At 42.4% G+C, this 25,705-nt stretch carries 16 protein-coding genes and 1 riboswitch; of the genes, 8 read left to right on the top strand and 8 right to left on the bottom strand.

The window, feature by feature from the left end; genetic code table 11:
* Nucleotides 1–69: 69 nt before the first annotated feature.
* On the top strand, nucleotides 70–945 hold the full coding sequence (locus FKG96_RS25540; protein ID WP_130858532.1) for a thioredoxin domain-containing protein: 876 nt from the start codon (nucleotides 70–72) through the stop codon (nucleotides 943–945).
* Between the two features lie 60 nt (nucleotides 946–1,005).
* Here the strand turns inward: FKG96_RS25540 and FKG96_RS25535 are convergent, their stop codons facing one another.
* From FKG96_RS25535 to FKG96_RS25525, 3 genes are all read right to left on the bottom strand, one after another.
* Nucleotides 1,006–2,667, bottom strand: a complete 1,662-nt coding sequence (locus FKG96_RS25535) for a RagB/SusD family nutrient uptake outer membrane protein (protein WP_013663696.1) — start codon at nucleotides 2,665–2,667, stop codon at nucleotides 1,006–1,008.
* Entirely contained in the window at nucleotides 2,667–5,735 is a 3,069-nt protein-coding gene (locus FKG96_RS25530; RefSeq protein ID WP_246860329.1) for a SusC/RagA family TonB-linked outer membrane protein, read from the bottom strand. Before FKG96_RS25530 ends, FKG96_RS25535 begins: the two co-directional genes overlap by 1 nt.
* Nucleotides 5,736–6,493: 758 nt before the next feature.
* Complete coding sequence (locus FKG96_RS25525; RefSeq protein ID WP_013663694.1) at nucleotides 6,494–6,907, bottom strand: OsmC family peroxiredoxin; 414 nt, start codon at nucleotides 6,905–6,907, stop codon at nucleotides 6,494–6,496.
* A gap of 177 nt (nucleotides 6,908–7,084) precedes the next feature.
* Between FKG96_RS25525 and FKG96_RS25520 the strand changes: the two genes are divergently transcribed.
* Nucleotides 7,085–7,612, top strand: coding sequence for a hypothetical protein (locus FKG96_RS25520; RefSeq protein ID WP_130858530.1), 528 nt, complete (start codon nucleotides 7,085–7,087; stop codon nucleotides 7,610–7,612).
* A gap of 4 nt (nucleotides 7,613–7,616) precedes the next feature.
* On the opposite strand, the gene metF is transcribed toward FKG96_RS25520, so the two are convergent.
* The 5 genes from metF to FKG96_RS25495 all read right to left on the bottom strand — a co-directional run bounded on the left by metF (nucleotide 7,617) and on the right by FKG96_RS25495 (nucleotide 14,478).
* Nucleotides 7,617–8,573, bottom strand: a complete 957-nt coding sequence (metF, locus tag FKG96_RS25515) for a methylenetetrahydrofolate reductase [NAD(P)H] (protein ID WP_130858529.1) — start codon at nucleotides 8,571–8,573, stop codon at nucleotides 7,617–7,619.
* A 7-nt stretch (nucleotides 8,574–8,580) separates the two neighbouring features.
* Nucleotides 8,581–8,997, bottom strand: a complete 417-nt coding sequence (locus FKG96_RS25510) for a four helix bundle protein (RefSeq protein WP_130858528.1) — start codon at nucleotides 8,995–8,997, stop codon at nucleotides 8,581–8,583.
* Nucleotides 8,998–9,153: 156 nt separating this feature from the next.
* Entirely contained in the window at nucleotides 9,154–12,846 is a 3,693-nt protein-coding gene (gene metH, locus FKG96_RS25505; protein WP_130858527.1) for a methionine synthase, read from the bottom strand.
* Nucleotides 12,847–12,946: 100 nt separating this feature from the next.
* Nucleotides 12,947–13,049, bottom strand: a riboswitch (SAM riboswitch).
* 98 nt (nucleotides 13,050–13,147) lie between these two features.
* Nucleotides 13,148–13,714 (bottom strand): DUF4833 domain-containing protein, encoded by a 567-nt coding sequence (locus FKG96_RS25500; RefSeq protein WP_130858526.1) that lies wholly within the window; start codon nucleotides 13,712–13,714, stop codon nucleotides 13,148–13,150.
* Between the two features lie 197 nt (nucleotides 13,715–13,911).
* On the bottom strand, nucleotides 13,912–14,478 hold the full coding sequence (locus FKG96_RS25495; RefSeq protein WP_013663688.1) for a hypothetical protein: 567 nt from the start codon (nucleotides 14,476–14,478) through the stop codon (nucleotides 13,912–13,914).
* Nucleotides 14,479–14,915: 437 nt separating this feature from the next.
* Here FKG96_RS25495 and FKG96_RS25490 point away from each other — a divergent pair, with 437 nt between their 5' ends.
* The 6 genes from FKG96_RS25490 (at nucleotide 14,916) to FKG96_RS25465 (ending at nucleotide 25,701) form a co-directional block, all read left to right on the top strand.
* On the top strand, nucleotides 14,916–16,535 hold the full coding sequence (locus tag FKG96_RS25490; RefSeq protein WP_013663687.1) for a S41 family peptidase: 1,620 nt from the start codon (nucleotides 14,916–14,918) through the stop codon (nucleotides 16,533–16,535).
* A 125-nt stretch (nucleotides 16,536–16,660) separates the two neighbouring features.
* A complete protein-coding gene (locus FKG96_RS25485) occupies nucleotides 16,661–19,774 on the top strand; it encodes a SusC/RagA family TonB-linked outer membrane protein (protein ID WP_130858525.1) in 3,114 nt (1,037 codons plus the stop codon).
* A gap of 103 nt (nucleotides 19,775–19,877) precedes the next feature.
* On the top strand, nucleotides 19,878–21,437 hold the full coding sequence (locus tag FKG96_RS25480; RefSeq protein ID WP_130858524.1) for a SusD/RagB family nutrient-binding outer membrane lipoprotein: 1,560 nt from the start codon (nucleotides 19,878–19,880) through the stop codon (nucleotides 21,435–21,437).
* A gap of 30 nt (nucleotides 21,438–21,467) precedes the next feature.
* A complete protein-coding gene (locus FKG96_RS25475) occupies nucleotides 21,468–23,456 on the top strand; it encodes a S9 family peptidase (protein ID WP_149106269.1) in 1,989 nt (662 codons plus the stop codon).
* Between the two features lie 19 nt (nucleotides 23,457–23,475).
* Nucleotides 23,476–24,924: a Gfo/Idh/MocA family protein gene (locus FKG96_RS25470; protein ID WP_130858522.1), complete on the top strand. Its 1,449-nt coding sequence runs from the start codon at nucleotides 23,476–23,478 to the stop codon at nucleotides 24,922–24,924.
* A 45-nt stretch (nucleotides 24,925–24,969) separates the two neighbouring features.
* Nucleotides 24,970–25,701: a glucosamine-6-phosphate deaminase gene (locus FKG96_RS25465; RefSeq protein WP_130858521.1), complete on the top strand. Its 732-nt coding sequence runs from the start codon at nucleotides 24,970–24,972 to the stop codon at nucleotides 25,699–25,701.
* Nucleotides 25,702–25,705: the final 4 nt, after the last annotated feature.

Genomic DNA, 25,705 nt, shown 5'->3' with positions numbered 1-25,705 from the left:
AATTTACATTCCACTGTGTGATGAACATGAAATTTTAAACATGGGGGTTCATTTTATAAAGATAGATGCATGGAATATAAATTTCGAAATGGCAGCGGTAAGCAATGGGCGTTAGACTTGTACAGGCCGCCTCATTATCACCGTGGCGAATTTTATTTAGTATTTAAAAATCGGATCTGTTACTTTTGTAATATTAATTTAGAAAGTGTTATGGGATTACGTATAAAATTTAGGTATATGTTGACCTGTTGTTTGTACGCTTTGTATCTACAAGGGTGTGCAATGGCCACGCAGGAAGAAGGACCTTTGACGGCCAAACAGTATCAACAAAAACTAAAAGATAACTCCTCTGAGACTGTTCAGTTGATCGACGTGCGGACTGCTGATGAGTTTGCGGATGGACATCTTGAGCATGCGCTTAACATTGATATTAAGGATAATGATTTCGACAAAGAGCTTAGTCGTTTGGATCGGACAAAGCCTGTATTTGTATACTGCCTGGGAGGAAGTAGAAGTGCAAAGGCAACGGCAACATTAAAAGAGCTTGGATTTAAGGAAATATACGATTTAAAAGGTGGTATTATGGCCTGGAAAAATGAAAATTTGCCTGTAACACCTGGAGAGAAGCCAGTGAAAAAAGACTTATTCACCAAGACAGATTTTGACAAGATTTTGCATGAAAACAAAGTTGTTCTGATTGATTTTTATGCAGATTGGTGTATCCCTTGCAAGGAGATGGAACCGACTTTGAAAAAATTAGCTAAGGAGTATGAAGGAAAGGTGTTCATTTATCGGTTAAATATTGATCAAGCCAAGGCTTTGACCCGTGCGATGAAGGTGGAGGGAATACCGGTTTTTCATCTTTATAAGCAAGGAAAGTTAGTAAAGGAAGCGCAAGGCTTTCAGCAAGAAGAGCAATTGAGAAATTTATTGAAATCTATATAAATAATTCAATCGATACAAAGGGAAACGTTACATTTCCCTTTGTATCGATTGAATCGAGTATTAAAAATTGGTTCCTTCTTTATCCCACCAAAGACGGGTCCCGCCATTGTCGGGGCCTCCTAAAAGTTGGATGGCTTTTTGAACCTCAGCAGCATTTGTATTGTATTCGTTCTGAGGGAAAGGTAGCCTCCTAATCTGTACTTCAGTATCGATCAGGCCTCCACTGTTATTAACAACCACCGGGAAAATCCTCGGATAGCCGGTCCGTCTAAATTCACTCCAAGCTTCCTGACCTTCAGGAAAGATAGCTAACCATTTCTGTGTGATAATGCGCTCCAGTTTTTCTTCTGCTGTCGCGCCTTCGTTCCATTGTACGGTAATGGTTGTCGGTGCGGGGGCATTATTGCGGCTGTTCCGAGGGTCAACATAGGCAATAGGTGTATTGGTGTTATTTTGTATATAAGCGTTGGCTCCTTGTACACCCCATTGACTAAAGGAGCTTTGGATGCCCTGTTCATAAAGAGCCTGTACGGATCCACCGGCATTGGCCCATCCCCGAAGAGCGGCTTCTGCTCTTAGGAAATATACTTCAGCGGCGGTCATCAACATCGGTGCGGTACTTGCGCTAAAGGTAGGCGTACCATCGTTTATGTTGAGCGAAGAATAACCGATATAGGCGTCTTTCGTTAGCCCCGCAGCACCTGCCCGAATCCCTTTGTACTGACCGGTTATGACCTTGTCGGTTGCCTTGTCCATGTATTTGGCTATGCGCGGATCTTTATAGCCCACCATATAAGATTCCAGGGAGGCATTGATTCGGGTATCCCCCCAGTTTTTAGCTATAAAGTAAAGTGGGTTGGAAAAATTGGCATCCGATGGAACCGTTATGCGGAAATTATCGGCGTTATTGTCGATGACACCGCCATTGGCGGGATCCAGTGCCTTTTCAGCTTCGGTTTGCGCCAACTGAGGGTTTGCTTTTACGATACGCATCGCCAAACGTAAACGGAGCGAGTTGGCCAGACGAAGCCATTTTTGGAAGCGTGTTTTGTTATCAACTCCTTGGTAGACCAGGTCTGCCTCCCCGATATTCGCAGGCACCTGTGTTGTGTCGGTACCGTTATTGAAGGTTAATAATAAATTACGTGCCGTATCGAGTTCCAGAAACAGACGTTTATAAATATCTTCCTGACTATCATAGGGAATACTGCCGGTAATACCTACACCGCTGTATGGAATAGGGCCGTAGATATCAGTTACACGGCTGGTTGCTTCTGCCTTTACTACCAGGGCGGCTGCCCATACTGCCGGATATGTTTCTGCAAGGCCGTTGTTTTTAAGCTTATTCAGCGAATTCAGAACGTTTACATAAAGCACTTTGAAAGGTTCACCGTTCCAGCCGTTGACCATCGCATAATTGAGGTTGTTCTGTCCGCTGTTAAAAGGTGTGGGTGACATAAAATAGCCACTGTAAACATCGGCATTCAGATTCTGCTGCACCTGGTACGAATTCGGATCGCCGCCACCTGAAAAATTATAGATAGACATTTGCGCCTGACGGAAGAAAATTTCCAGATCCTGACCATTCGGCTTCAGATCTTCATCCGAAACGCCGGTATTATTGGTGTTGAGATCCTCAAAATCTTTTGTACAGCTGCTAAATCCGATCGCCAACGCTGTAAAAAGGACCATATATTTATTCAAAATTTTTGTCGTATTCATTAGAAAGTTGCATTTAGTGTTAAACCATAGCTGCGTGTAGCGGGCATCATGAAGATATCCAGACCGCTCAATGTATTGCCGGTTGACATCGTTACCTCGGGGTCAAAAGGAGCCTTTTTGTAGAAATAGATAAGGTTTCTTCCAACGGCTGACACTTTCAGGTTCTTGATAAATCCTTCTTTCAATGGGATGTCATATCCGAGTGTAAGTTCGCGTAGACGGACTACCGTTCCATCATAGATATAATTGCTGGTTACAGGCCCGATACCACCGGTTGAAGTATACCAAACCTGCGGATCGATCATATTCACTGCGTTGCCTTGCGGATCTACACCGTTGATGGATACCCCGCCTGCTAAACGCGCATCGCCGGTCGCCTTTGATACGCCATAACCGTCCATAACGGATTGGGTTACGGACAGGACATCATAGTTGAACTTTCCGTCAATTAAAAATGAAAGCGAAAATTTCTTATAACTTAAATTGTTGTTCCACCCCATTTGCCAGAGCGGATTGGCGTTACCAAGCTTGGTATATTCCGAATTTTTCAAGGGGATGCCGTCCGCGCTGATCATAATTCTGCCCTGATCATCCCGTTGGAAATCCTGCCCGTAGATATCGCCAAAAGAGCCTCCAACTTCAAATTTTGAAGCAAAGTTATTTCTACTTTCACCCGTTAAAGCAAACTCCTGAATGTTATCGGAAAGTTCGATGATTTTGTTTTTGTTATAGGAATAATTCAGGCTCGTTGTCCAGTTGAAATTTTCTGATCGAATGGCATCGAAACTGATGAGTGCTTCAACACCCTGATTCTGGATGTTTCCTGCATTGATTGCGTAGGTGTCATAGAATGAAGCCTGACTGGCGGCAATTTTAAAGAATTGATTTTTTGTGTTCGTCTTGTAATAGGTTAAGTCTACCCCCAAGCGGCTATCAAAGAATTTCCATTCCGTACCGATTTCCAACGAGTTGGTAATCTCCGGTTTCAACTCTTTCAGGAAGGTAGTGGTGTTCATTCCGATTACACCGTATGGATTCAATGTGTTCAACAGATAGGTAGTATATGGAGGAAGATCATTACCGACCTGGGCGTACGAACCACGGATTTTCGCGAGATTGATAAAATCCGGGAAGTTGAGTTTTTCATTCAGGGCAAGTCCCAAACCTACAGACGGGTAGAAGAAGGAGCTGTTATTCGTGAAACTCAATGTACTCGACCAGTCGTTTCTCGCGGTAAGATCCAAAAATACCCAGTTGTCATAGGACAGGTTCGCACTGGCAAATATAGATTGCAATTGCCTTCTATTTCTGGCTAGGGTGCTGATATTTGGTGTTTCGGAGTTTTGCATGGTAAACACATTAGCGGTTGATAAACCGGCCGTGCCGCTGTTGTAATTTGACCCTTCTGTTTTCCAATCAGTAATGCTTGTACCTACTACACCGGTAATGCTTAGTTTATCCGCCACCTGGAAGTTCATGTTGGCAATCAAATCGGCATACTGTTGCGTAATTGTTGTATTTGTATAATTATAGGCGCCACCCGGGCGAGCTAAAATGTTATGTGTGCCGGCAAAGATCTTTGTTTCGTATACTTCACTGGTACGATCAAGACTTCCACGTGCCTGAACAGAAAGCCAGGGAGCCACTTTGTATTTGGCGCTGGCATTCAGTAATAACCGGTTTCTGTTCGAATAGTTCTGGTTGCGGTTAACAATCCACCAAGGGTTCTGTTGAGTGGTTTCGCTGTCCGAAAGAAATGGCCAGTTCTGATCATTCAGGTTTTTCTGTGCGTTGAATTGCTCAAAGGTCTTATAAGGGGCAATATCCATGCCCCGTGGAAATAGGTACAATCCTACCATCGGGTTGAAATAGAAGCCCGTTTGCGGTGCATTATCCAACTTCTGGGAGATGTAGTTCGCACCGGCCGAAACCTGTAGTTTGTCGTCCAAAAAATTAGCCGTTTCCTTAAAGTTGAGGTTATGTCTACTTAGGTCGTTGTTGGGCTGTATACCCTTTGCCTGTGTATTGGCATACGAAAAATAGGTCTGCATTTTATCATTGCCGCCAGACAGGCTCAGCGAGTTTGTTAGATTACTTCCTGTTCGCAGAAACGCAGACACATTATCGTACTTCCTGCTGTCAGTTGCGGCACCCCAGCTGTTTAAGGAAGAGGTATTGGAAACCCCATCCATTCCCTGGCCGAAGCTGTTCTGGAATTCAGGCGTGTAAGCTGCTCGATCTATTAAAGCGCTGGAAGAGAAGTTAATGACCGCTCTGCCGGATTTACCGGATTTGGTAGTGATCAGAATAACCCCATTTGCTGCCTGACTGCCATATAAAGCGGCCGCTGAGGCACCTTTCAGGACTGATATGTTCTCAATATCCTCTGGATTAATTGTAGAAATGGGATCACCGGGATCACGTTCACCTCCGAACACATTCCCTGGTTGTGCACCGGTTGTATTGTTATTAATAGGCACACCGTCTATCACATATAATACCTGATTGTTTCCGGAGGCCGATTTGTTCCCACGGAGTACAACTTTGGCCGAACCTCCCGGTCCGGACGAGCTGGGAGCAATGTTAACACCCGCCACTTTACCATTTAGCGTATTAATGAGATTCGGGCTTTTTGCTTTATTTAATTCCTCGGCACCGACCTGTTGGGTGGAATAGGTCAGCGATTTTTGCGCCCGGTTAATACCAAGTGCAGTTACTACCACACCTTCAAGCTCTTGTGCCGAAGCGGTTAGCGTAATATTTAAGGTAGTGGTCTGCGCATTGATCGGCATCGTTCTGGCGTCATACCCAATAGAACTGATACTTAAAGAGCTGGCATTTTCGGGTACATTTAGCTGAAATTTGCCATTGACATCAGTTGATGTAGCGATATTGGTTCCGACCACTTTAATAGTAGCCGCGATAATAGGAGATTGATCCTGTGCATCGGTTACTGTACCCGTTAGTTGTCGTGTTTGTGCAAATGCACTCAAATGGGGCATAGTTAACATCAAAATCGCAAAAAACAGCGATTTCAATGAACACAACGTTTGGTTATTGATTTTCATTGGAATGAATTTGTTTTTTAATGGCAATGAAGCTTGCATAAATTATTCATTTGCATTTGTTTGTTCATTTCGTGTCTAATCCAAAGGTGTTATTCATGAACGTTTATGTTCAATGGTATCATGAGCTCATGTCACTCGGTTCGTGCTACCTTCGGCGGTTCAATGACATTCATGAACTCACTACATTCAGTTATTTACTGTCTTCAGTATTGCAATTTATGCAGGTTTCATCTGTGTTACATTTATGATATAAAAGCTCTTTCGATAAAGCGTCACGCTTTACCGTTGCATTCCTGCCTGTGCTATATTTGGCAGGTTCAGTTTATCATAATCTTAGGTTTGAAGGGTTATCGCCTCAACGGGAGGGGGATTCGTATGAGGTGCAAACGTGTAAAAAGTTGAAACAGGTAAAAGGGTATATTGCCAGTTGGTTGCTGACAACAAATAGAGATTAAATTGGGTGAATCTCAGTTTTGAAAAATAGTTAGCCATGTGTGATAATAAAACGCCATACATAATCTTTTCGCATCAACGGTTCCGTGCACGCAGAAAGAAATCTCAGAAAAGTAAAATGTGTTTGTTTTAGTATGTTGTTAAAAGCTTTTAGCAAGCATACCGTTCAAAGGTAGGATTTAATTTAATAAGTACGAATACGGGTCTCGTTTTTTGAGAAAATAACGAGAAATGTTACAAAGATAAATCCTTTACGGCGCTCAGGTTGAGAATAAAAATGATTGGGTAAAGGATTTATCCTTTATTTACTCTTCTAAATGTGCGTCTACAGCAATATTTGTATTTAACAATTTAGAGATGGGACAGTTCTTTTCTGCATCGGTTACCAATTCATCTAACTTCGTTTTAGGAATACCGGGGATTTTTGCCCGAACCGTTAGAAAAGAGCTCGTAACGCTTCCGTCCTTTAATTCGATGTTACAGGTAGTTTCCAACTTTTCTACTTCAAAACCTGCCGCATCAATGTTAAAGGCAAGTTTCATGGTAAAACATCCGGCATGAGCTGCCGCGACGAGTTCTTCCGGATTGGTGCCTTTTGCATCTTCGAAACGGGTTTTATAGGAGTAAGGAGTTTCCTCAAGTACATTACTTTGTGTGGTTAGTGTGCCATTTCCTTCTTTTCCTGTTCCTTGCCAAACGGCCGTTGCGCTTCTTTTCATTTTAAAATTGTCTTAATTTTTCTATAAAGTTTGATTAACAACAAATATAATGCAGTTTTGTTTCTTTCAAAGAAGTACGTAGGTCCGATCTTGAGCAAGGTGGAAGCTTCGAACGAATTAATTATTTACAGATGAAATCGAGATGTAAACCGGACGCATATTAAAATAAATAATAGGATGAAATTGAATTTATTACGTTTTGTTTTTCTTTCTTGTTTAAGTATGTTGACTTTGACGGCCCAAGCCCAGAAAATCGATAAAGAATTTCGAAGTTTTTACAAGGGGCTTCAGCGAAATATAGAGACGGATAGAGTGGAAGCGATAACAAATATCGTACATTTTCCTTTACAAACGATTTATTGGGTAGACGAGCTGAATAACCTAAGTGAAGAAGAAAAGCGAGATGGTTTATTAGAGTCTGAGGATTTTGATCGTTATCGATCGGTTATCTTCAATGAAGATGTAAAGCGAATAATTCCCCGGCGACAAGTGGAGCAAGTGCAGCAAATTGATATTGAATCGAGTGGCGACTATTATAAAAAGCTTGCTGAATTAATTGACCCTGGTAGTACGTTGCTGGAACTGTACTGCCAATACGGAGAATATGATACAGTAGGAGATAATTATTTTGCTTTTGTATTTGGCAAAGTCAATGGCGAATACCGGATACTTGCCTATTATACGGACACAAGAGTTAAAGAGTAGGGGGTTAAAATACCCCCTGTATAATTCTTTTGGTCGGTTCCGGGTTACCCATTGTGTAAAAATGCAATACAGGTGCTCCCATTTTTATAAGGTCTTTACACTGCTGGATCATCCATTCAATGCCAACATCTTTTACCTCTTTTTCACTTTTGCAGGCTTGTACGGCCTTGCTTAACTCTAAAGGTATATCCAAATGGAAAACCTTCGGCAGGCTTGTAAGCTGTTTACTGGTGGTAAGGGGCTTTAATCCCGGAATAATGGGGATGTTAATATCGTTAGCACGGCATTTATCAACAAAGGCTTTATATTTATTGACATCAAAGAACATCTGGGTCACAATAAAATTGGCGCCTAGATCCACTTTTTGTTTCAGGTATTGGAAATCAGTTTCAAGGTTCGGCGCTTCGAAATGCTTCTCCGGATATCCCGCCACCCCAATGCAGAAATCGGTCTTCTCAGTATTGTCCATATAGTCATGCAAGTATTGACCATTATTCATGTTAACGACGTGTTGTAGCAGATCGGATGCATAGGCGTGGCCTCCGGGAGTTGGTACAAAGGAGCTTTCGCTTTTTCGTGCATCGCCACGTAGTACAAGAACGTTATCAATACCTAAAAATTGTAAATCAATTAAAGCATTTTCCGTTTCTTCTTTTGTAAATCCACCACAGATAAGATGTGGTACGGCATCTACCTTGTATTTATTCATAATAGCTGCACAGGTTGCAACGGTACTTGGCCGTTTGCGATATGCCACCTTTTCCAGCAAACCGTTTGGATGTTGCTTGTAAATATAGTCTTCTCTTAAATAAGTAACATCGATAAAAGGGGGATTGAACTCCATTAAGGGATCAATGGTATTAAAGATGCCTTGAATACTTTGCCCTTTGATGGGAGGGAGCAGTTCGAAGGAGATGAGGGTTTTGTTTTTCGCGTTTGAGATATGATCTGTTATTTTCATTAATTGGTTATTCGTTGTTAGTTATTTGTTGATCGTTTAAATTTCGATTTAGCTTCAGAAAGCCTCTATAATATCTTATGAACCCGTTAAGTAATTTCTTGCATTTTTCGACTAGATGTAAGCAAAAATTAAGATGTTCTTGGCATAAATATGTTAAATCAAAAGATAATATTAATTGTGTTTCTAATTCGTAAAGTGAGCCTCTAGCAATATAAAAGAATTGTAAGCTATCTTTTGGACTGTTTCTGCCACATCCTTCAGCGATATTGGATGGAATTGAAACAGCACTTCGTTGAATCTGGTTTGTTATTCCGTATTGTTCTTCTTTAGGAAAGTTTTTTGTTGCTAGATATATTTCTTTTACTAGTCCTCTGGTCTCTTTCCATACGTCGAGTTCAGTATAAGGTTTGTTGCCACTTTTCATTTTAATGTTCTTATTTTGGTTAATTTGTATTTATGTATCGCTCAAAATAATCATTATGCAACTTTTTTACACTAATAACTTTTAGTTAGGTTAACCAACAACCAATAACTAACAACTAACAACCAATAACCAATAACTAACACCAACAACCCGCAACTAATATCCCAAATTCGGGCCCAACCATCTTTCAACGACCTCTACCGTTTCATTCTTCCGTTTGGCATAGTCTTCTATTTGATCTTTTCCTAACTTCCCAACACCGAAGTACCTGGATTCAGGATGGGAGAAATAGAAACCGCTAACGGCAGCGGTTGGATGCATGGCTAAACTTTCGGTTAGGTAAATGCCGGTGTTCTCTTCGGCATCTAAAATATTGAAAAGCGTAATTTTCTCTGTATGTTCCGGACAGGCAGGGTATCCCGGTGCCGGTCGGATTCCGGCATATTGTTCCTTAATCAATTCTTCATTGCTAAGTTGCTCATCGCTGGAATAACCCCAGTATTCTTTGCGCACCATTTCGTGCATCTTTTCGGCGAAAGCTTCAGCCAGTCGATCAGCCAAGGCTTTTACCATAATGCTGTTATAATCGTCATAATTCTTTTCATATTGGGCGACAAGTTCATCACAGCCAATACCGGTGGTAACGGCAAAGCCTCCCCAATAATCATTTACGCGACTGCCGACCGGAGCAATAAAATCCGATAAGGCATAATAGGGTTGGTCTTTTGCTTTTTCCGCCTGCTGACGTAAGGTATGGATCCGTGTTAGTATTTCCTTTCGCTCTTCATCCTTATATAAAACGATATCATCGCCAGTAGCGTTAGCCGGCCAAAAGCCAATCACACCTTTAGCGGTTAACAATTTGTTGGAGACGATTTCTTGTAATAACTTTTTCGCATCATCAAACAGTTTGCTTGCTTCTGTACCGACGGTTTTATCGGTTAAAATACGAGGATAGCTGCCGCGTAGCTCCCACGTATGGAAGAAGGGAGTCCAATCGATATAAGGTAATAAATCGTCAAGCGGAAAGTCATCAAACACCTTAGTGCCTAAAAAGGCGGGTTTGGGAGCTTGGTAGCTTTCCCAATTAATTTGAAATCTCTTTGCTCTCGCTTCTTCAATAGGTACTAGCTTTTTCTCCGATTTCTTTCGAAGGTGATTCTCTCTGGCTTGATCGTATTCGGCACGAATAGTGGCAGCATAACTCTCTTTACTTTCCGGGTTGAGTAAGTTACTGGCAACGGTAACACTACGGGAAGCATCTAATACATGCACAATGGTGCCCGAATAATTAGGAGCGATTTTTACGGCTGCATGAATACGGGATGTGGTTGCCCCTCCGATCATAATCGGAATTTTAAAACCTTCTCGTTCAGCTTCTTTGGCAACATGCACCATTTCATCAAGGGAGGGTGTGATAAGACCACTCAAACCTATAATATCAACTTGGTGTTTTCGGGCTTCGTCCAATATTTTTTGGCTAGGTACCATAACGCCTAAGTCGATTATTTCAAAGTTGTTGCAGGCTAGGACCACGCCGACAATGTTTTTTCCAATATCATGCACATCCCCCTTTACCGTAGCCATCAGAATCTTGCCCGCATTTTTTCTGTCGCCGGCCGAAGGGTTCTTCGCTTTTTCTGCTTCAATGAAAGGCAGTAAGTAAGCAACAGCTTTTTTCATGACGCGAGCCGATTTCACAACCTGGGGTAAAAACATTTTTCCCGCTCCGAAAAGATCGCCCACGATATTCATTCCGTCCATTAATGGACCTTCGATGACTTCCAAAGGACGAGGGTACTTTAGACGGGCTTCCTCCACATCGTCGTCCAAAAATTCGATAATTCCTTTAACCAACGCATGTGATAATCGCTCTTCAACCGGGCCGCTGCGCCACTCGGCACTTTTTACTTCTGCCTTATCTTTACTTTTAACGGTTTCTGCAAATTCGACTAGGCGCTCGGTAGCATCTTCCCGACGATTGAGTAAGACATCCTCCACATAAGTTAGTAGGGTTGGATCGATTTCTTCGTATACTTCCAACATGCCGGCATTAACGATGCCCATATCTAACCCGGCTTTGATGGCGTGATATAAGAATGCTGCATGCATCGCTTCACGAACAACATTATTGCCTCTAAAGGAGAAAGATATATTACTTACACCGCCACTCACCTTCGCCAGCGGCAGATTTTGCTTGATCCATTGGGTCGCGTTTATAAAGTCGACCGCGTAATTATTGTGCTCTTCTAAGCCGGTAGCAACGGTTAAGATGTTGGGATCAAAAATAATGTCTTGTGGAGGAAAGCCTACCTCATTTACAAGTATATCGTAAGAACGCTTACATATTTCGATGCGGCGTTCGTACGAATCAGCTTGGCCAACTTCATCAAAAGCCATAACTACAACAGCGGCGCCGTAGTGCATAATGGTCGTAGCTCGTTCCTTGAACAAATCTTCCCCTTCTTTCAGAGAAATGGAATTGACGATGCCTTTACCTTGTAAGCATTTCAAACCTGCTTCAATGACTGACCATTTTGATGAGTCGACCATGATAGGAAGCTTGGCAATGTCAGGTTCGGAAGCAATGAGATTCAAGAAGCGGGTCATAGCGGCTTCTGAATCCAACATTCCCTCGTCCATATTGACATCAATTACTTGCGCTCCGCCTTCTACCTGTTGGCGGGCAACTGATAACGCCGCTTCAAAATCGCCGCTGAGAATGAGTTTGGCAAATTTGGGCGAACCAGTTACATTGGTCCGCTCGCCAATATTCATAAAGACGCTATCTGGGGTATAGGTAATGGGTTCTAAGCCGCTTAAACGTAAAAACGGCTCCGGTTTCGGTACTTTTCTTGGTTTTGCTTTCGCCGCTTTATCGGCAATACACCGAATATGTTTTGGCGTGGTACCACAGCATCCACCAACGATATTGACAAAGCCACTTTCAATAAAATCTTCTATTAAGTGCGCAGTTTCGTGCGGTTGTTCGTCGTAACCGCCAAATTCATTTGGTAATCCGGCATTGGGATAAGCGGAAACATAACAGCCCGCTTTTTCTGAAAGCTCTTCAATATGCGGACGCATTTCTTTTGCTCCCAAGGCGCAGTTGAGACCTATACTTAGGATATTTCCATGGTTAATAGAATTAAGGAAAGCCTCTACGGTTTGACCGGAGAGTGTTCTGCCACTGGCATCGGTAATGGTGCCGGAGATCATGATATCGATCGATTCACTGCGTTTACCGGCCGCTTTTAATTCGTTTTCATATTGGATGATAGCAAAAATGGCTGCCTTGGCATTCAGGGTGTCGAAGATTGTTTCAATCAGCAGGACATCAGCACCGCCATCAATCAAGCCACGTACTTGTTCATAATAAGCATTTACTAGATCGTCGAATGTTACTGCCCGATAACCGGGATCGTTAACATCGGGCGACAAGGACGCGGTTCTGTTGGTTGGACCGATTGCACCCGCTACGAAGCGGGGTTTCGCCGGATTTTTGTGTGTAAACTGCGTGGCAGCCTCTCTGGCAATTCGAGCTCCCTCAAAGTTCAACTCATACACCAAAGATTCCATTTGGTAATCTGCCATTGATATTACCTGCGAGCTAAAAGTGTTCGTCTCAATAATATCAGCGCCAGCTTCGAGGTAAGCCTCATGTATCTCTTTTATGATAAGCGGCTGGGTTATGTTCAGTAAATCATTATTGCCTTTTACTTCACAGGGGTGATTTATAAACCGTTCGCCACGGAAATCAGCTTCGCTGAGTCCATAGGGTTGAATCATCGTGCCCATTGCACCATCGATGATCAAAATGCGTTTGTTCAATTCTTCTCTAATACTCATACGGCACTTAAACCATATACAGGTTGTTATCTATCTCCCAAATAGATATTTTATCGTTAAAATGATGCTTGCATTGAGAAAAAGCCTAGAAAATGACTTTTGCTTATCTTTCCCGATATTGAATCAGGTAGAATGTAGCACCTTGTAAGCACAGGTTGCCAAGACTTCGCAGGGTCTAATCCCTCCGTCTTTCTCAATAAGCATTGCAAATGTCGGTAATAATTTGATGATTATCAAATGTTATTTGAATGATGTGGTTAGGCGAATTTTTTAAAATGCTGCTGTCCGGTCTATTGGCCGTCTATTCATCCATAGGGATCATATGTTTAAGTTTCTGACCGGATTGGCTGTCTTTGCAGATTAATTCAATATAATCAACGTTTGGTTTAAAGAGCGAGCCACCATTGATCCGCACAAATATACGTTCAACGATAGCCGGCTTATTGTTAATGGAAGTAAAGGCTTCATATTGTTTGCTTAAAGGGCAATAAGCCAAACGGAAGGGGATGCTTTTACATGAAGTTAAGCGGATTTCGTATTCATTATCGCTTACCTTTTTGTGGTCAATTCCATAGGCAAATTTTCGTTGAATATAGGATAGATCTTTCCGCTCGCCATCTTCTTCATATAAGATCCAATAGGCGCTAACGGGCTCATCTTCGTCAATTTTACCATCTTTTTTGTTCAGCGTATAAACGACCGTGTTCTTGTTGGGATCGCGTTGTAGATAAAATAATTGCTCCTTTTCATTCGGAACCGGCAACTTCGTCTTGTCTACTTGTTTGCTGGAATTGTTGCTGGAATCCTGTGCACATACATGATTGCCATAAAGAGAGGATGCAACCAATAATAAAACAAAAGTCTTCATAGGCCATTGGTTTAATATGATGCTTTAATTTATTATCTTTTTGGATTTAGGAGCAAGCTTTGTACCAAACTTAACGAAAATGTCTTGCATTTGCAAATCCGGAGAAAAGAGCGCTTACAAGCGGGGAAGACGATAGAGAGGAGATGTATTATATGAAAAGCAGTGTCAATTTTTGGCTAAACCCGGATTTGAAAGAGTTAGTAGAGCCGTTTCGTTAATTGCTCTTCTACGGCACGAAAGACTTGAATTGGTTTATGGTTACGCCAGCTCATTTCGTCTAGGTGGCCGCCAAAATTGATAAAATAATCGATGTTTGAATTTTTGAATTCATCAATTACGTGGTGTCTGAAGTTAAGTCCTGCAATCCAGCCATCCTCTATTTCCTGAAACCATTCTTCATAATAGCAATCATCCGAAGCGTGGAAATTCAATATGTTTTCACCTATGAGAATAAATTTGTTAATTCCTTGCGCAATCATCAGTTCGATAACTTCTCTTTTAAGTAACATGATGTCGTTGTTAATGGCATCATTCCATTCGCCAATCATTTCAATGATCGCATATTGATGATCATAATCAGCAAAAAGTATCTTCAGATACAAGGTGTTGGAACCGAAGTAATCCCATTGGGGATGTAATAGAAAATTATAAATCTGCTTATCGAATTCAAATTCGTTATACTCGGTACCGTAAAAGGGCGAAAGTTCATCTTCTGATGCGACGTAGTCGTCTCGCCAACGATAAAAGGGTTCAATCTCGTGCATTGTTTGTTCAGTGTTTTGCCAATAAAGAACTTTTCTTCTGTAATAAATATTTTATTGACTGGTGTATGTTAACGGAGTAGTTTAACAGGCTTGTTAAAAGACAGTCCAATAATGCAAATATTCTACACAAAATTAGATAAAATTGCTTTGATATACAATAAGACGCTGCGAGCTGAAGTGTTGTCTTGATAAGGACCTAAGACGCCTGCCTGCCGGCAGGCAGGTAAGTAGCAGGACATAGGACAATAGATATAGGTGATAGAATAATAGAGTCTTGAAACTTAAGTCTTGATACCTGATACCTATATTCACTTGTGCTATAAGCTCACATATTTATGCTATTAAAACAAAAAAATGCTAAAGCGAAATCCCTGTAAAATCCTCCCTTTCTGTTAGAATTTTCTTTATTATAGTTAACTTAGCAGCACTAAAACACTATGAGTCCCGAAACTAGAAAAAACTTACTAACCGCTGCCACTTATGCCGGGGTGCTTTTCGTAGGTTTATTGTTGGGGCAAAGTTTTGTGGATGAGGAGTCAAAAAATTCTTCCGGAATTCTACCCTCCGTTTTGGTTGATAAAAGTGGCAAGCTACAACGATTGATCCAAGTTGTAAATGACCGGTATGTAGACGTAGTGGGCATCGATACTCTTCAGGATTTTGCGATTAAGCAAGTTTTATCTCATCTGGACCCACATTCAACCTATATGCCGCCTAGCCTTGCAAAGGCGATGGGAGAAGAACTGAATGGCAGTTTTGATGGTATAGGCTTAGAATACTATCGCCTTCGCGATACACTTATGATTACGGCATTGACGCCTAATGGTCCTGCAGAGAAGGCTGGTGTGGAAATAGGCGACAAGCTAATAGGTGTGGATGATAAACCTATTTCCGGTGTAAATATGAAAGAACAGGAGGTTGCGGCAAGAGTTCGGGGAAAAAGAGGCAGTACGGTTAATCTCTGGATCAATCGAAAGGGGGTCGATTTAACAGAACCGATTAAAGTAATCCGCGACAAGATCATCGTAAGTAGCATTGATGCAGCTTATATCATTGACACGGCTATTGCTTATATCAAAATTAAGCGTTTTGGTGCGCAAACGGCCAGTGACTTTAGAAAACATATAAATCGAATGAAGCAATACGGTGTGGATAAGCTCATTATCGATTTAAGGGAAAATGGCGGGGGCTATTTGCGTGCAGCAACGGCTTTGGCAAGCGAATTTTTTAAAGAAAAGAAGTTGTTGGTTTATACGCAAGGAGCTCACGAACCCCGAACTGAATATTATTCAAAAGGGGATGGTGTTTTTGAAGAAGGTGAGCTTGCCATTTTAATCGATGAACGTTCCGCATCGGCCAGTGAAATTGTGGCAGGAGCTGTACAAGACTTAGATCGAGGTATCGTTGTTGGTAGACGTTCTTTCGGAAAAGGGCTTGTTCAAGATCAATTTGATTTTGACGATGGTTCAGCCATTAATTTAACGATTGCGAGATATTATACCCCATCTGGTAGGAGTATCCAAAAATCCTATAAAGACGGGTTGGAAAAGTATTTTAACGAAATCAATCGGAGGTACATTTCCGGAGAACTGACCCAGAATGAAAACACTAGTCCACTTGATACATCCTTATTGAAAGGAATGCTTTATCATACGAGTTCGGGTCGCCCTATTTATGGTGGTGGGGGCATTATGCCGGATATTTACGTGCCGATCGATACGCTGGGTGCCAATAGCTTCTATAAAAAAGTGCTGAAGACTAACCTGATAAATGATTACGTTTATAGCCGGCTGGTTTCAACTCCCGCGGACTTTTCGATTGATCATTTTTTAACTCACTATAGTTTACCAAAGGACACATATAGTAATTTCGTGGAGTTGGCAAGACGTAATGAAATCGAGTTTAATAAAAGGGAAGTTGAGGTCGCTCGTAAACTCATAGAACTCGATATGAAAGCGCTGATAGCGAGGTTTTTCTTCGGGAGTGAAGCCTATTTTAAGATAAAAAACGGGTCAGACCATATGCTCGCACGAACCATAGAAGCGTTGAAACGCTGATTTGTTTTTCGATAACGTTCTCGGTGATTTCCTCCTAAATTTTTGCCATTCAGAGCGGTTTCTCATTTTTTTGAATAATGCAAAGGGATAGATCCCTTCGTATTACCAACCCTAAGTGAGAAATTATGAAAAGAATCTTGCCTTTTAAAGCCTTTCTGCGAACATTTTTGCAAATATGGATGGTGTTTTTAATGCCTATTGTGGTATGTTCACAGCAACGCGGCAACATAGGGGGCGTCGTTAAGAGTCAAAGCGACGGACAACCAATCCCCGGTGTAAGTGTAAAAGTAAAAGGAGCGAAAACCGGTACCTCTACTGATACCAAGGGAAATTTTAGTTTAGCGGCAAAAGAGGGTGATGTACTGGTTTTTTCTTCCGTTGGTTACCAGTCTAAGGAAGTGCCTATTAGTTCCGATCAAATGCTAAATATCACCTTGGTAGAAGATGCTGCTCAATTAAGCGAAGTTGTTGTTACCGCATTGGGTATAGAACGACAAACACGATCACTAACCTATGCCACCCAAGAATTGAAAAACAATGATCTGACAAACGTTAAAGATCCTGGCGGCAATGTAATGAATGCCCTAAACGGTAAGGTAGCCGGTGCGGTTGTTACGCCCGCGGCCACAGGACCGGGTGGTGCTGTGCGTGTAGTTTTACGAGGTAACCGTTCAATAAGTGGGAACAATAACGCATTGATTGTGGTAGATGGGGTACCCATCGATAATACGATGACCACCGAACAAGGGGGCGGTGGATCGGCAAACACGGTGGCTACACAGCAAAAGAGCTTAAGCAGCGGATATTCAGGAAGTGATGGCGGTGCAAGTATCAATCCGGAAGATGTAGAATCGGTAACTGTGCTGAAAGGACCGGCTGCGGCGGCACTTTACGGAAGCCGCGCTGCAAATGGCGCCCTCATGATCACGACTAAGAAAGGTAAAGAGGGAGCTGTACGCCTTAATTACAGTGGAGGCGTGGCAATAGATAAGCCTATGCTGTTAATGGATCTACAGAACAGTTTCGGTAGGGGTAACGGTGGTGTGTTCGGAGCGGATGCGGCCGGAAGTTGGGGTGCACCTACGCAAACATATCCAAATAATGTTCGTGATTTCTATGATACCGGAACGACACTGAATAATTCGATAAGCGTTTCAGGTGGTACCGGAAAGATGCAAGGTTATGCTTCTTATACCAATAACATTATCACCGGTATTATTCCAAAAAATCGATTGGATAGAAATACGCTGAATTTACGCTTAAACAATGAAATACTTCCAGGGCTGACGACAGATATCAAACTTACCTATGTCAATCAAAAAATAAAGAATAAACCCCGATTAGGGGACAATGGTGTAACGAATGAGGCGCTCATTATGCCTCGGGACCTATCTCCGGAAGAGTTAAGGGATTTTGAAACCATCAATGAGGAAACACTACAACCACAACCAAAATATTGGACAAACAGTTCCTTTTTTCAAAATCCTTATTGGGACATCTATCGCATGTCTTTAAATGAAGAACGCAATCGTATCATGTTGGTTGGATCCGTTAAATATCAATTGACCGATTGGTTGTTTGCCCAGGGGCGCTTTAGTTTAGATCGGTACGATGATAAAATAACAGGTTCTTTTTATGCCGGAACGCTTCCTATTCCAACGCTTACCGGCGGCAGGTATCAGGAGAACAATGTGAATAGGTGGGAACGCAATATAGACTTCCTCTTATCGGGAACGAATAAAATTGGAGCTGATTTTGGAGTGAACTATAACATTGGTGCAGCAGTCTTGAACAATAGCGGCTATAATACGCAGGCTCTGGCGAATGGATTGCGTATACCGAACATGTTTGATTTAAATTTTGCGAGCACACCTGCTTTCAGTAACATCGTGGCAAAGAAGGAAATCCAGTCGGTTTACGGAAGTGCGCAATTGAATTATAAGGAACAACTATACCTGGATGTCACTGCAAGAAACGACTGGTCGTCCACACTGCCCGCACCTCATAGTTATTTTTATCCATCTTTTGGGTTGTCGGGTCTGCTTTCTGAGATGGTTCAGCTCCCATCATGGGTGAGTTATGCTAAGGTGAGAGGAGCTTATACACAAGTGGGAAATGATGCGGATCCTTACTTGCTTCAACAGACCTATTCTTATAGTCCGGGCGCCGGTAGTGGTTTCGTAGCACGTGATCAGATTAAATATATTGATAACTTGAAACCCGAAAAAACAAAGGCATGGGAAATCGGTACTGAGTGGCGATTTTTTGATGGGCGATTAGGTTTGGACGCTTCCGTCTATAAAACGAATACCGTAAACCAATTAATCTTTATCGGACTTCCTCAACCATCTGGCTACAATAATCAGTATGTTAATGTAGGTGATATTCAGAATAAAGGTATGGAATTGATGTTAACGGGTAATCCAGTTAAAAAGGAAGGATTTAATTGGAATACGACCGTGAATTTTGCGCTGAATCGAAATAAGGTGTTATCCTTACTTCCAGGAATTGAGCAAGCGAGCATTTCCCCTTCAACCAATTTTGGGAGCTTATTAATCAAGCCCGGGGGAGCCTATGGGGATATTTATGGCTATAAGTGGGCAAGAAATGAGGATGGACAGTATCAAATCAATGCGAATGGTCTTCCTGTCGTCGAGCAATTGCAGAAGATCGGAAATTTTAATCCCGACTACACGTTAAGCTGGTTGAACCAGTTCGATTACAAACAATTTAATTTCTCCTTTATGGTTGACGGTCGTGTTGGTGGTACCGTTGTTTCGGGAACAGATGCTATGTTAGCCTATTTTGGTTTAGGTGATTATACGACCGCTTACCGGGATGGCGGGCTAGTTTTAGCAGGTGTTCATGCAGATGGAAGCCGGAATACGACCGCTATATCCGCTGAACAACTTTGGACTCAGGTTTCGCAGGGAGGTACAAATGCCTACGGTGAATTTTTCACCTATGATGCTACCAATTTCCGACTTCGAGAACTCTCTGTAGGTTATACGTTGAATATGAAACGATCTCCTATTAAAACGGCTCGTTTTTCATTGACGGCTCGGAATTTGTTCTTTTTTTATCGCGGGAAATCAAAGCTCGATATTCCGGGTATTGGAAAAAGAACCTTGCCGGTTGACCCCGAGGTAGCCATAGGAACTAGCAACTTTCAGGGTATTGAAAGTGGGATATTACCGTCCACACGCAGCTTCGGGTTTAATGTAAATCTATCTTTCTAATCATCAAAATCTGCAATTATGAAACCGAGAAGTAAATAATATTGACATACAGTACAATTATTATTTACTCGAGTTCTCATCAGCAATTAAAAGAAATAATACGATGAAAATAAGAGCTATCTATATAGTCGCATCCATTTGGTTACTGGCAATAGCAGGGTGTACCGGCGACTTCGACGAAATTAATACCAATCCTTCCAAACTGACCGAAGCCGGTGCACGTGAGCTTCCTTTTATGTTTTCGAGAGCACAATCGGCAGCAACCATACATCGCCCTTACTATCAGACGATATCGATCCTAATGCCGGACTTGTACGCGCAGTACTATGCGCTCACAACGACCAGTTTCACTACCGATCGATATGCCATGAATGATGGCTGGCTTTCCCGACCTGCTATTATTACCTACGTTCTTACGATGCCTCAACTTCAGGCAATCTTTGATAATACAGAACCGAGTTCGGGGGAATATGCCTTAGCCAATATCATGAAAGCCTATGTTTTTCATAGATACACCGATCAATATGGACCTGTTCCTTATTTTAAAGCCGGTAGTACGGATAGTAGCATTCCCTATGATTCGCAAGAAGCAATCTATGATGACCTATTTAAGCGACTTGATTCTGCCGTCACCAATTTAAAGAACGGTACAGCAACGAATATCTTTGGTAGTCAGGACTTGATCTATGGTGGCGATGTTGCCAAATGGATTCGATTTGCGAATACATTGCGATTGCGAATGGCTATGCGTATATCCAAAGTGGCTCCAGACCGGGCAAAACAAGAAGCGGAAGCTGCGGTTGCCGGCGGTGTCATGGTAGCCAATAGTGAAACCGCCAGCATCGAACGCTCATTAAATGGAGACGATGCCAATGGCTTGGCCTTTAATGCAGCAAACAATGAATTTAGCATGAGTTCTACCATGGCGTCATACTTAAAGGGCTATCAGGATCCTCGGCTTCCTGTTTTTTTTCAAGCAGCGGTGGCCACCGGAGAATTTAAAGGACTTCGTAATGGGTCCTCACCGACGGCAATCAATCTGCCGGGAAACAGGCCTAATCAGACTTCAAACTTAGGCCTGAAATGGGTTCAACGGAATACGGATAATACGGCATGGGTTGCGCAATTAGGTGCAAGGCAAGAGGTAATGGCAGCCGCGGAAGCATATTTTTTATTAGCCGAGGGGGTATTGAATGGATGGAATATGGGAGGTGGTACGGCGCAAAGTTATTATGAAAAAGGAATCGAATTAAGCCTGCAACAATGGGGTATTAATGATGCATCCACAATCAATGCTTACATACAAAGTGATGCTCGACCTATGGCACCGGGTGATGAGGCAAATTCGCAAGCAGTGAGTGAAATACCGGTTCGCTGGGCCAACAACGAAGCTATGCAGCGAGCACAGATTGCTACACAAAAATGGCTGGCCGTGTTTCCGGATGGGATAGAAGCTTGGGCAGAGTTCAGGCGCACGGGCTACCCTACGATGTATCCGCTTTTACAATCGGATAACGCCGATTTGCCGGTGGGGACATTTATTAAAAGACTGCCATACTCGTCAGTGGAGGCTTCCACAAATGGTGCAGCCTTAGCAGAAGGGAAGAAGTTATTAGGAGGCCCTGATAACGCCGCTACCCGTGTATGGTGGGATGTGGATTAATGATCAAATTAACGAAAGGTGATAATATCAATGCGTCAGCAAGTGCAAGTTCCCGCGGTATTTGAAGAAAAGGAAGCAGCGAATGATTATATCCTGGAACATTATCGGGACTTGGCATCGCGCGCGTCTAACCATTGCTTGTCTGCAAATAAAAGAAAAGAATGGAAGGACATTGCGCCGGCTCTAAGGCAAAAGGTCATTAAAGAAGCTAACCTAAGTTTTTTCAAGACCTTAGACTTTGATGTGAAAGAAACGGCCAAAATTGAGCGGTCAACTTTTCATATCAAAAATATTGCCTTTCAGACCAGACCGTCTGTTTATGCTACTGCGAATCTATATCTGCCAAAAATAGAAGGGCGGTTACCGGCAATTTTAGTTGCCCACGGACATTGGGCCGGAGCAAGAAATGCTGGCCTATTTCGTCAAGTGGCACTTGGTTTAGTAAACGCCGGTTATATTGTATTGACCATGGATGCTTGGGGGGCCGGCGAACGGGGCAGCGTGGCGCATCAAGAGGAATATCATGGTGGCAACTTAGGTGCATCCCTATTTAATATAGGAGAAACCTTAATGGGCATGCAACTGACCGACAATGTGAGAGCGTTGGATTTTTTGTGCTCGCTCCCCATGGTAGATACACAGCGAATAGGTGTTACCGGCGCAAGTGGGGGAGGAAACCAGGCCATGTGGTTAGCGGCTTTAGATGAACGCATTAAAGCAGTTGTTCCCGTAGTAAGTGTGGGGACCTTTGAATCTTATGTGATGAATAGTAATTGTGTTTGTGAGCTATTGCCAAATGGCTTGACTTTTTTGGAAGAATCACATGCGTTAGGATTGATAGCACCCAGGGCACTTAAGGTATTGAGCGCATTAAGAGAAGATAATCCCTCCTTTTATCATAGTCAGATGCTACATTGTTATAAATATGCAGAAGCGATATATGCTAAATTGGGAGCAAAAGAGAAGTTGGCATATGAATTATTTGATCAAGAACATACCTATTCAGTAGAAATGCTTCGAGCCGCTGTCGATTGGTTTGATCTTCATTTAACAAATAGTAGAAAACAGGTGCATAGAATGGAAGATGCGATTAGCAAAGAAATCGATCAGGAAGTATTGATAACCTACCATCATGCGAGGCCGGTATTTGTGGAAACTACTGAACATTTTTGTCGTGAACGAGGATCGATCTTACACAGCAAAAGTTTATTGGATGAGGCATCGATTCCGGATAAGCTTAAAGAACTAGAGGATGTACTTGGACACATTGAGGACAAAAAGCTTAGACAGATTATAAAAAAAGGAAAAGAAGGGCTGTGGCAAAAAGTCGTTTTGGAATGCACCAATAACCAGAAAATACCTTTGCTTTTATATGAGCCGGCCAAGGGCCGTACCACATCTTGTAAAGTATTCTTTCATGGGGAGGGAAAAGAAGCAATTCCTCTTCAACTACTAGAGCAGGCCTTCGAGGAAGGGAGCACGTTACTATTAGTAGATCTTTGGGGTTTAGGTGAACAAGGGTCGCCTGCAGCGTTAAAATTAGACGAACATCTGCCTCCTTTCCATACATTGGCACGCTCGGCTTTATGGTTGGGACGAACCGTGCTTGGCGAGTGGTTCTCGGATATACAAGTCGTATATAGATGGCTAATCGATCAGCAATTTGGATCATTGACCTTTGTCTGTTTTAAAGAACCAAGTGTAGCGGCGCTACTTTTCTCCACGATGCACAATTTGAAATCTTTAGTGCTTTATGACTCGCCTTATAGCTATATTTTTGATAGTAGAGAGGGCGTAGATTATTATAATATGTCTATTCATCTTCCAGGTGTCCTTTACTGGGGAGATATCATGACGATGGCCGGTTTAAGTAAAGCGGAGGCCATACAATTTGTTCGTGCTCGAAGTATGTCGGGTAGGTTGATTGACCTTGAAACAAAACAGCAGTTGGAGAAAGAAATAGCTGTTTTGAAGGCAAGATGGGATCAGGAATATAATATCAATTTTATCATTAACTAATGTTAAATACTAAAATAATATGAAAAGTAACCGTAGAGATTTTTTAAAATATGCAGGGATAACGGGCCTTGGCGTAGTGGGTGGAACAGGTTTAAGTGCATGTAATGATAAAGATGGTTCGAAAGCAAAGGAGGAAGATGGGGCATTGATGCACATTCTAAAAGCGAGTCAAAAAGATCATCACCAAACATTCAATATGTGTGGCTATGCAGCGCCTAAGATGAATGTTGTACGAATTGGATTCATAGGTGTGGGAAATCGAGGAGGTGCGGCAGTTGAACGTATTAGTAGGTTGGATGGTGTAGAGATTAAAGCGATATGTGACATACGTCCCGAGCAAGCAAAAAAAGCGAAGGATCGTATTCAATTTCCCGGGCATGAAGCCACTTTGTATCATGATGGTGCCGAAGCTTGGAAGCATGTGTGCGATCGGGATGATATAGATCTGATTTATGTTTGTACGCACTGGGCTCTTCATACACCGGTTGCAGTTTACGCAATGGAACATGGAAAACATGTAGCGGTCGAGATTCCTGCAGCAACTACCGTTGAAGATTGTTGGAGACTGGTAGAAACATCGGAGAAAACGAAGAAGCATTGTATGATGCTTGAAAACTGTTGTTACGATTTCTTTGAATTGTTAACGCTCAATATGGTTCGGCAAGGTTTCTTCGGGGAACTCATTCATGGTGAAGGGGCGTATATACACGATATTTTAGATAGTTTTTTTGATAAAGACGCTAGATGGAATCTCTGGCGTTTACGGGAGAATGCAAAACGGAACGGTGATCTATATCCGACACATGGTATAGGTCCTGTTTGTCAGGCAATGGATATAAATCGCGGAGATTATTTGGACTATATGGTGTCTATGTCGTCCAATGATTTTCTCTTGAAGCCTTTAGCCGAAGAGAAGGCTAAGGAGGATTCAAGTTTCAAAGAATTCATCAACAGTCCTTTTAGGGGAAATATCAATACGAGTACTATACGGACAGGGAAGGGACGGACCATTATGCTGCAACACGATGTGTCATCACCAAGACCGTACTCCCGTATCCATCTATTGAGTGGAACAAAGGCGACGGCACAAAAATATCCACTACCCGGCAAGATTGCTACAAGCCATGAAGGGTGGTTAGAAGACGAGGAAATGAAGTTGCTGGAAGAAAAGTACACGCCTCCCATCGTGAAAAAGATAGGCGAATTGGCGAAAAAAATCGGTGGACATGGAGGAATGGATTTTATGATGGATTGGCGTTTGATCGACTGCCTCCGAAATGGTTTACCGCTAGATATGGATGTTTACGATGCAGCGAGCTGGAGTGTTATCGGTCCTTTGAGCGAATGGTCAGTAGCAAACGGAAGCAAACCCATCCGTATACCGGATTTTACTTCCGGCAAGTGGAAGGAAAATCAACCCTTAGATATGTCGTTAGCGGAAGGAGCAACAACGGGCGCAAGGGTTTAGTATTGGTAATGGATACAATCATAACATATGTAGAAAATAAAAACTATGGATATTCGTATATTAAAAGACCCAAAGGAACTGGGGCAGGCTGCCGGGAAAGAAGCTGCCAAATTAATTAATGAAGCGATTAATGAGAAGGGATTTGCTAATATAATTTTAGCAACAGGTACCAGTCAATTTGAAACGATTAATCAGTTGATAAAAGAGCAGGTGGACTGGTCAAAGGTTACAATGTTTCATTTAGATGAATACATTAATCTACCGATCAGTCACCCCGCCAGTTTTCGGAAGTACTTGAAGGAGCGCTTTCTTGCTCATGTTCCGTCGCTGAAAGCGGCTTATTTAATTGACGGAGAGTCGGATTCGGGCGAGGTGCGAAAAGAACTGAACGACTTGATTCGTCAACATCCGATTGACGTGGCCTTGGTAGGGATTGGGGAGAACGGGCATTTGGCATTTAATGACCCACCAGCTAATTTTGATACGGAAGAGCCTTATTTGGAAGTTATCTTGGACAAGCAATGTCGGATGCAGCAATTAGGAGAGGGCTGGTTTAACTCGATTGATGAGGTGCCCTCAAAGGCTATCAGCATGTCGGTGCGGCAAATCTGTAAGTCAAAGCATATCATTTGCTCAGTACCGGACGCCAGAAAAGCGCAAGCCGTTAAAGATAGCGTTGAACAAAATGTTAGCAATGCTTATCCTGCCAGTATTCTACAGAAACATGCTAGCTGTTCGTTATATCTAGACGAAGCAGCTGCAAGTTTATTAAAATAAGTAG

Origin of the sequence: Olivibacter sp. LS-1, assembly GCF_008245145.1 — a bacterium.
In the GTDB taxonomy this organism is placed as follows: domain Bacteria; phylum Bacteroidota; class Bacteroidia; order Sphingobacteriales; family Sphingobacteriaceae; genus Olivibacter; species Olivibacter oleidegradans.
This window is presented reverse-complemented; position numbering and strand designations above follow the sequence as displayed.

Excerpts from the sequence above, each read along its gene's own strand:
- FKG96_RS25540 (WP_130858532.1), top strand. The coding sequence starts at position 70 with ATGGAATATAAATTTCGAAATGGCAGCGGTAAGCAATGGGCGTTAGAC.
- FKG96_RS25535 (WP_013663696.1), bottom strand. The coding sequence starts at position 2,667 with ATGAATACGACAAAAATTTTGAATAAATATATGGTCCTTTTTACAGCG.
- FKG96_RS25530 (WP_246860329.1), bottom strand. The coding sequence starts at position 5,735 with ATGAAAATCAATAACCAAACGTTGTGTTCATTGAAATCGCTGTTTTTT.
- FKG96_RS25525 (WP_013663694.1), bottom strand. The coding sequence starts at position 6,907 with ATGAAAAGAAGCGCAACGGCCGTTTGGCAAGGAACAGGAAAAGAAGGA.
- FKG96_RS25520 (WP_130858530.1), top strand. The coding sequence starts at position 7,085 with ATGAAATTGAATTTATTACGTTTTGTTTTTCTTTCTTGTTTAAGTATG.
- metF (WP_130858529.1), bottom strand. The coding sequence starts at position 8,573 with ATGAAAATAACAGATCATATCTCAAACGCGAAAAACAAAACCCTCATC.
- FKG96_RS25510 (WP_130858528.1), bottom strand. The coding sequence starts at position 8,997 with ATGAAAAGTGGCAACAAACCTTATACTGAACTCGACGTATGGAAAGAG.
- metH (WP_130858527.1), bottom strand. The coding sequence starts at position 12,846 with ATGAGTATTAGAGAAGAATTGAACAAACGCATTTTGATCATCGATGGT.
- FKG96_RS25500 (WP_130858526.1), bottom strand. The coding sequence starts at position 13,714 with ATGAAGACTTTTGTTTTATTATTGGTTGCATCCTCTCTTTATGGCAAT.
- FKG96_RS25495 (WP_013663688.1), bottom strand. The coding sequence starts at position 14,478 with ATGCACGAGATTGAACCCTTTTATCGTTGGCGAGACGACTACGTCGCA.
- FKG96_RS25490 (WP_013663687.1), top strand. The coding sequence starts at position 14,916 with ATGAGTCCCGAAACTAGAAAAAACTTACTAACCGCTGCCACTTATGCC.
- FKG96_RS25485 (WP_130858525.1), top strand. The coding sequence starts at position 16,661 with ATGAAAAGAATCTTGCCTTTTAAAGCCTTTCTGCGAACATTTTTGCAA.
- FKG96_RS25480 (WP_130858524.1), top strand. The coding sequence starts at position 19,878 with ATGAAAATAAGAGCTATCTATATAGTCGCATCCATTTGGTTACTGGCA.
- FKG96_RS25475 (WP_149106269.1), top strand. The coding sequence starts at position 21,468 with ATGCGTCAGCAAGTGCAAGTTCCCGCGGTATTTGAAGAAAAGGAAGCA.
- FKG96_RS25470 (WP_130858522.1), top strand. The coding sequence starts at position 23,476 with ATGAAAAGTAACCGTAGAGATTTTTTAAAATATGCAGGGATAACGGGC.
- FKG96_RS25465 (WP_130858521.1), top strand. The coding sequence starts at position 24,970 with ATGGATATTCGTATATTAAAAGACCCAAAGGAACTGGGGCAGGCTGCC.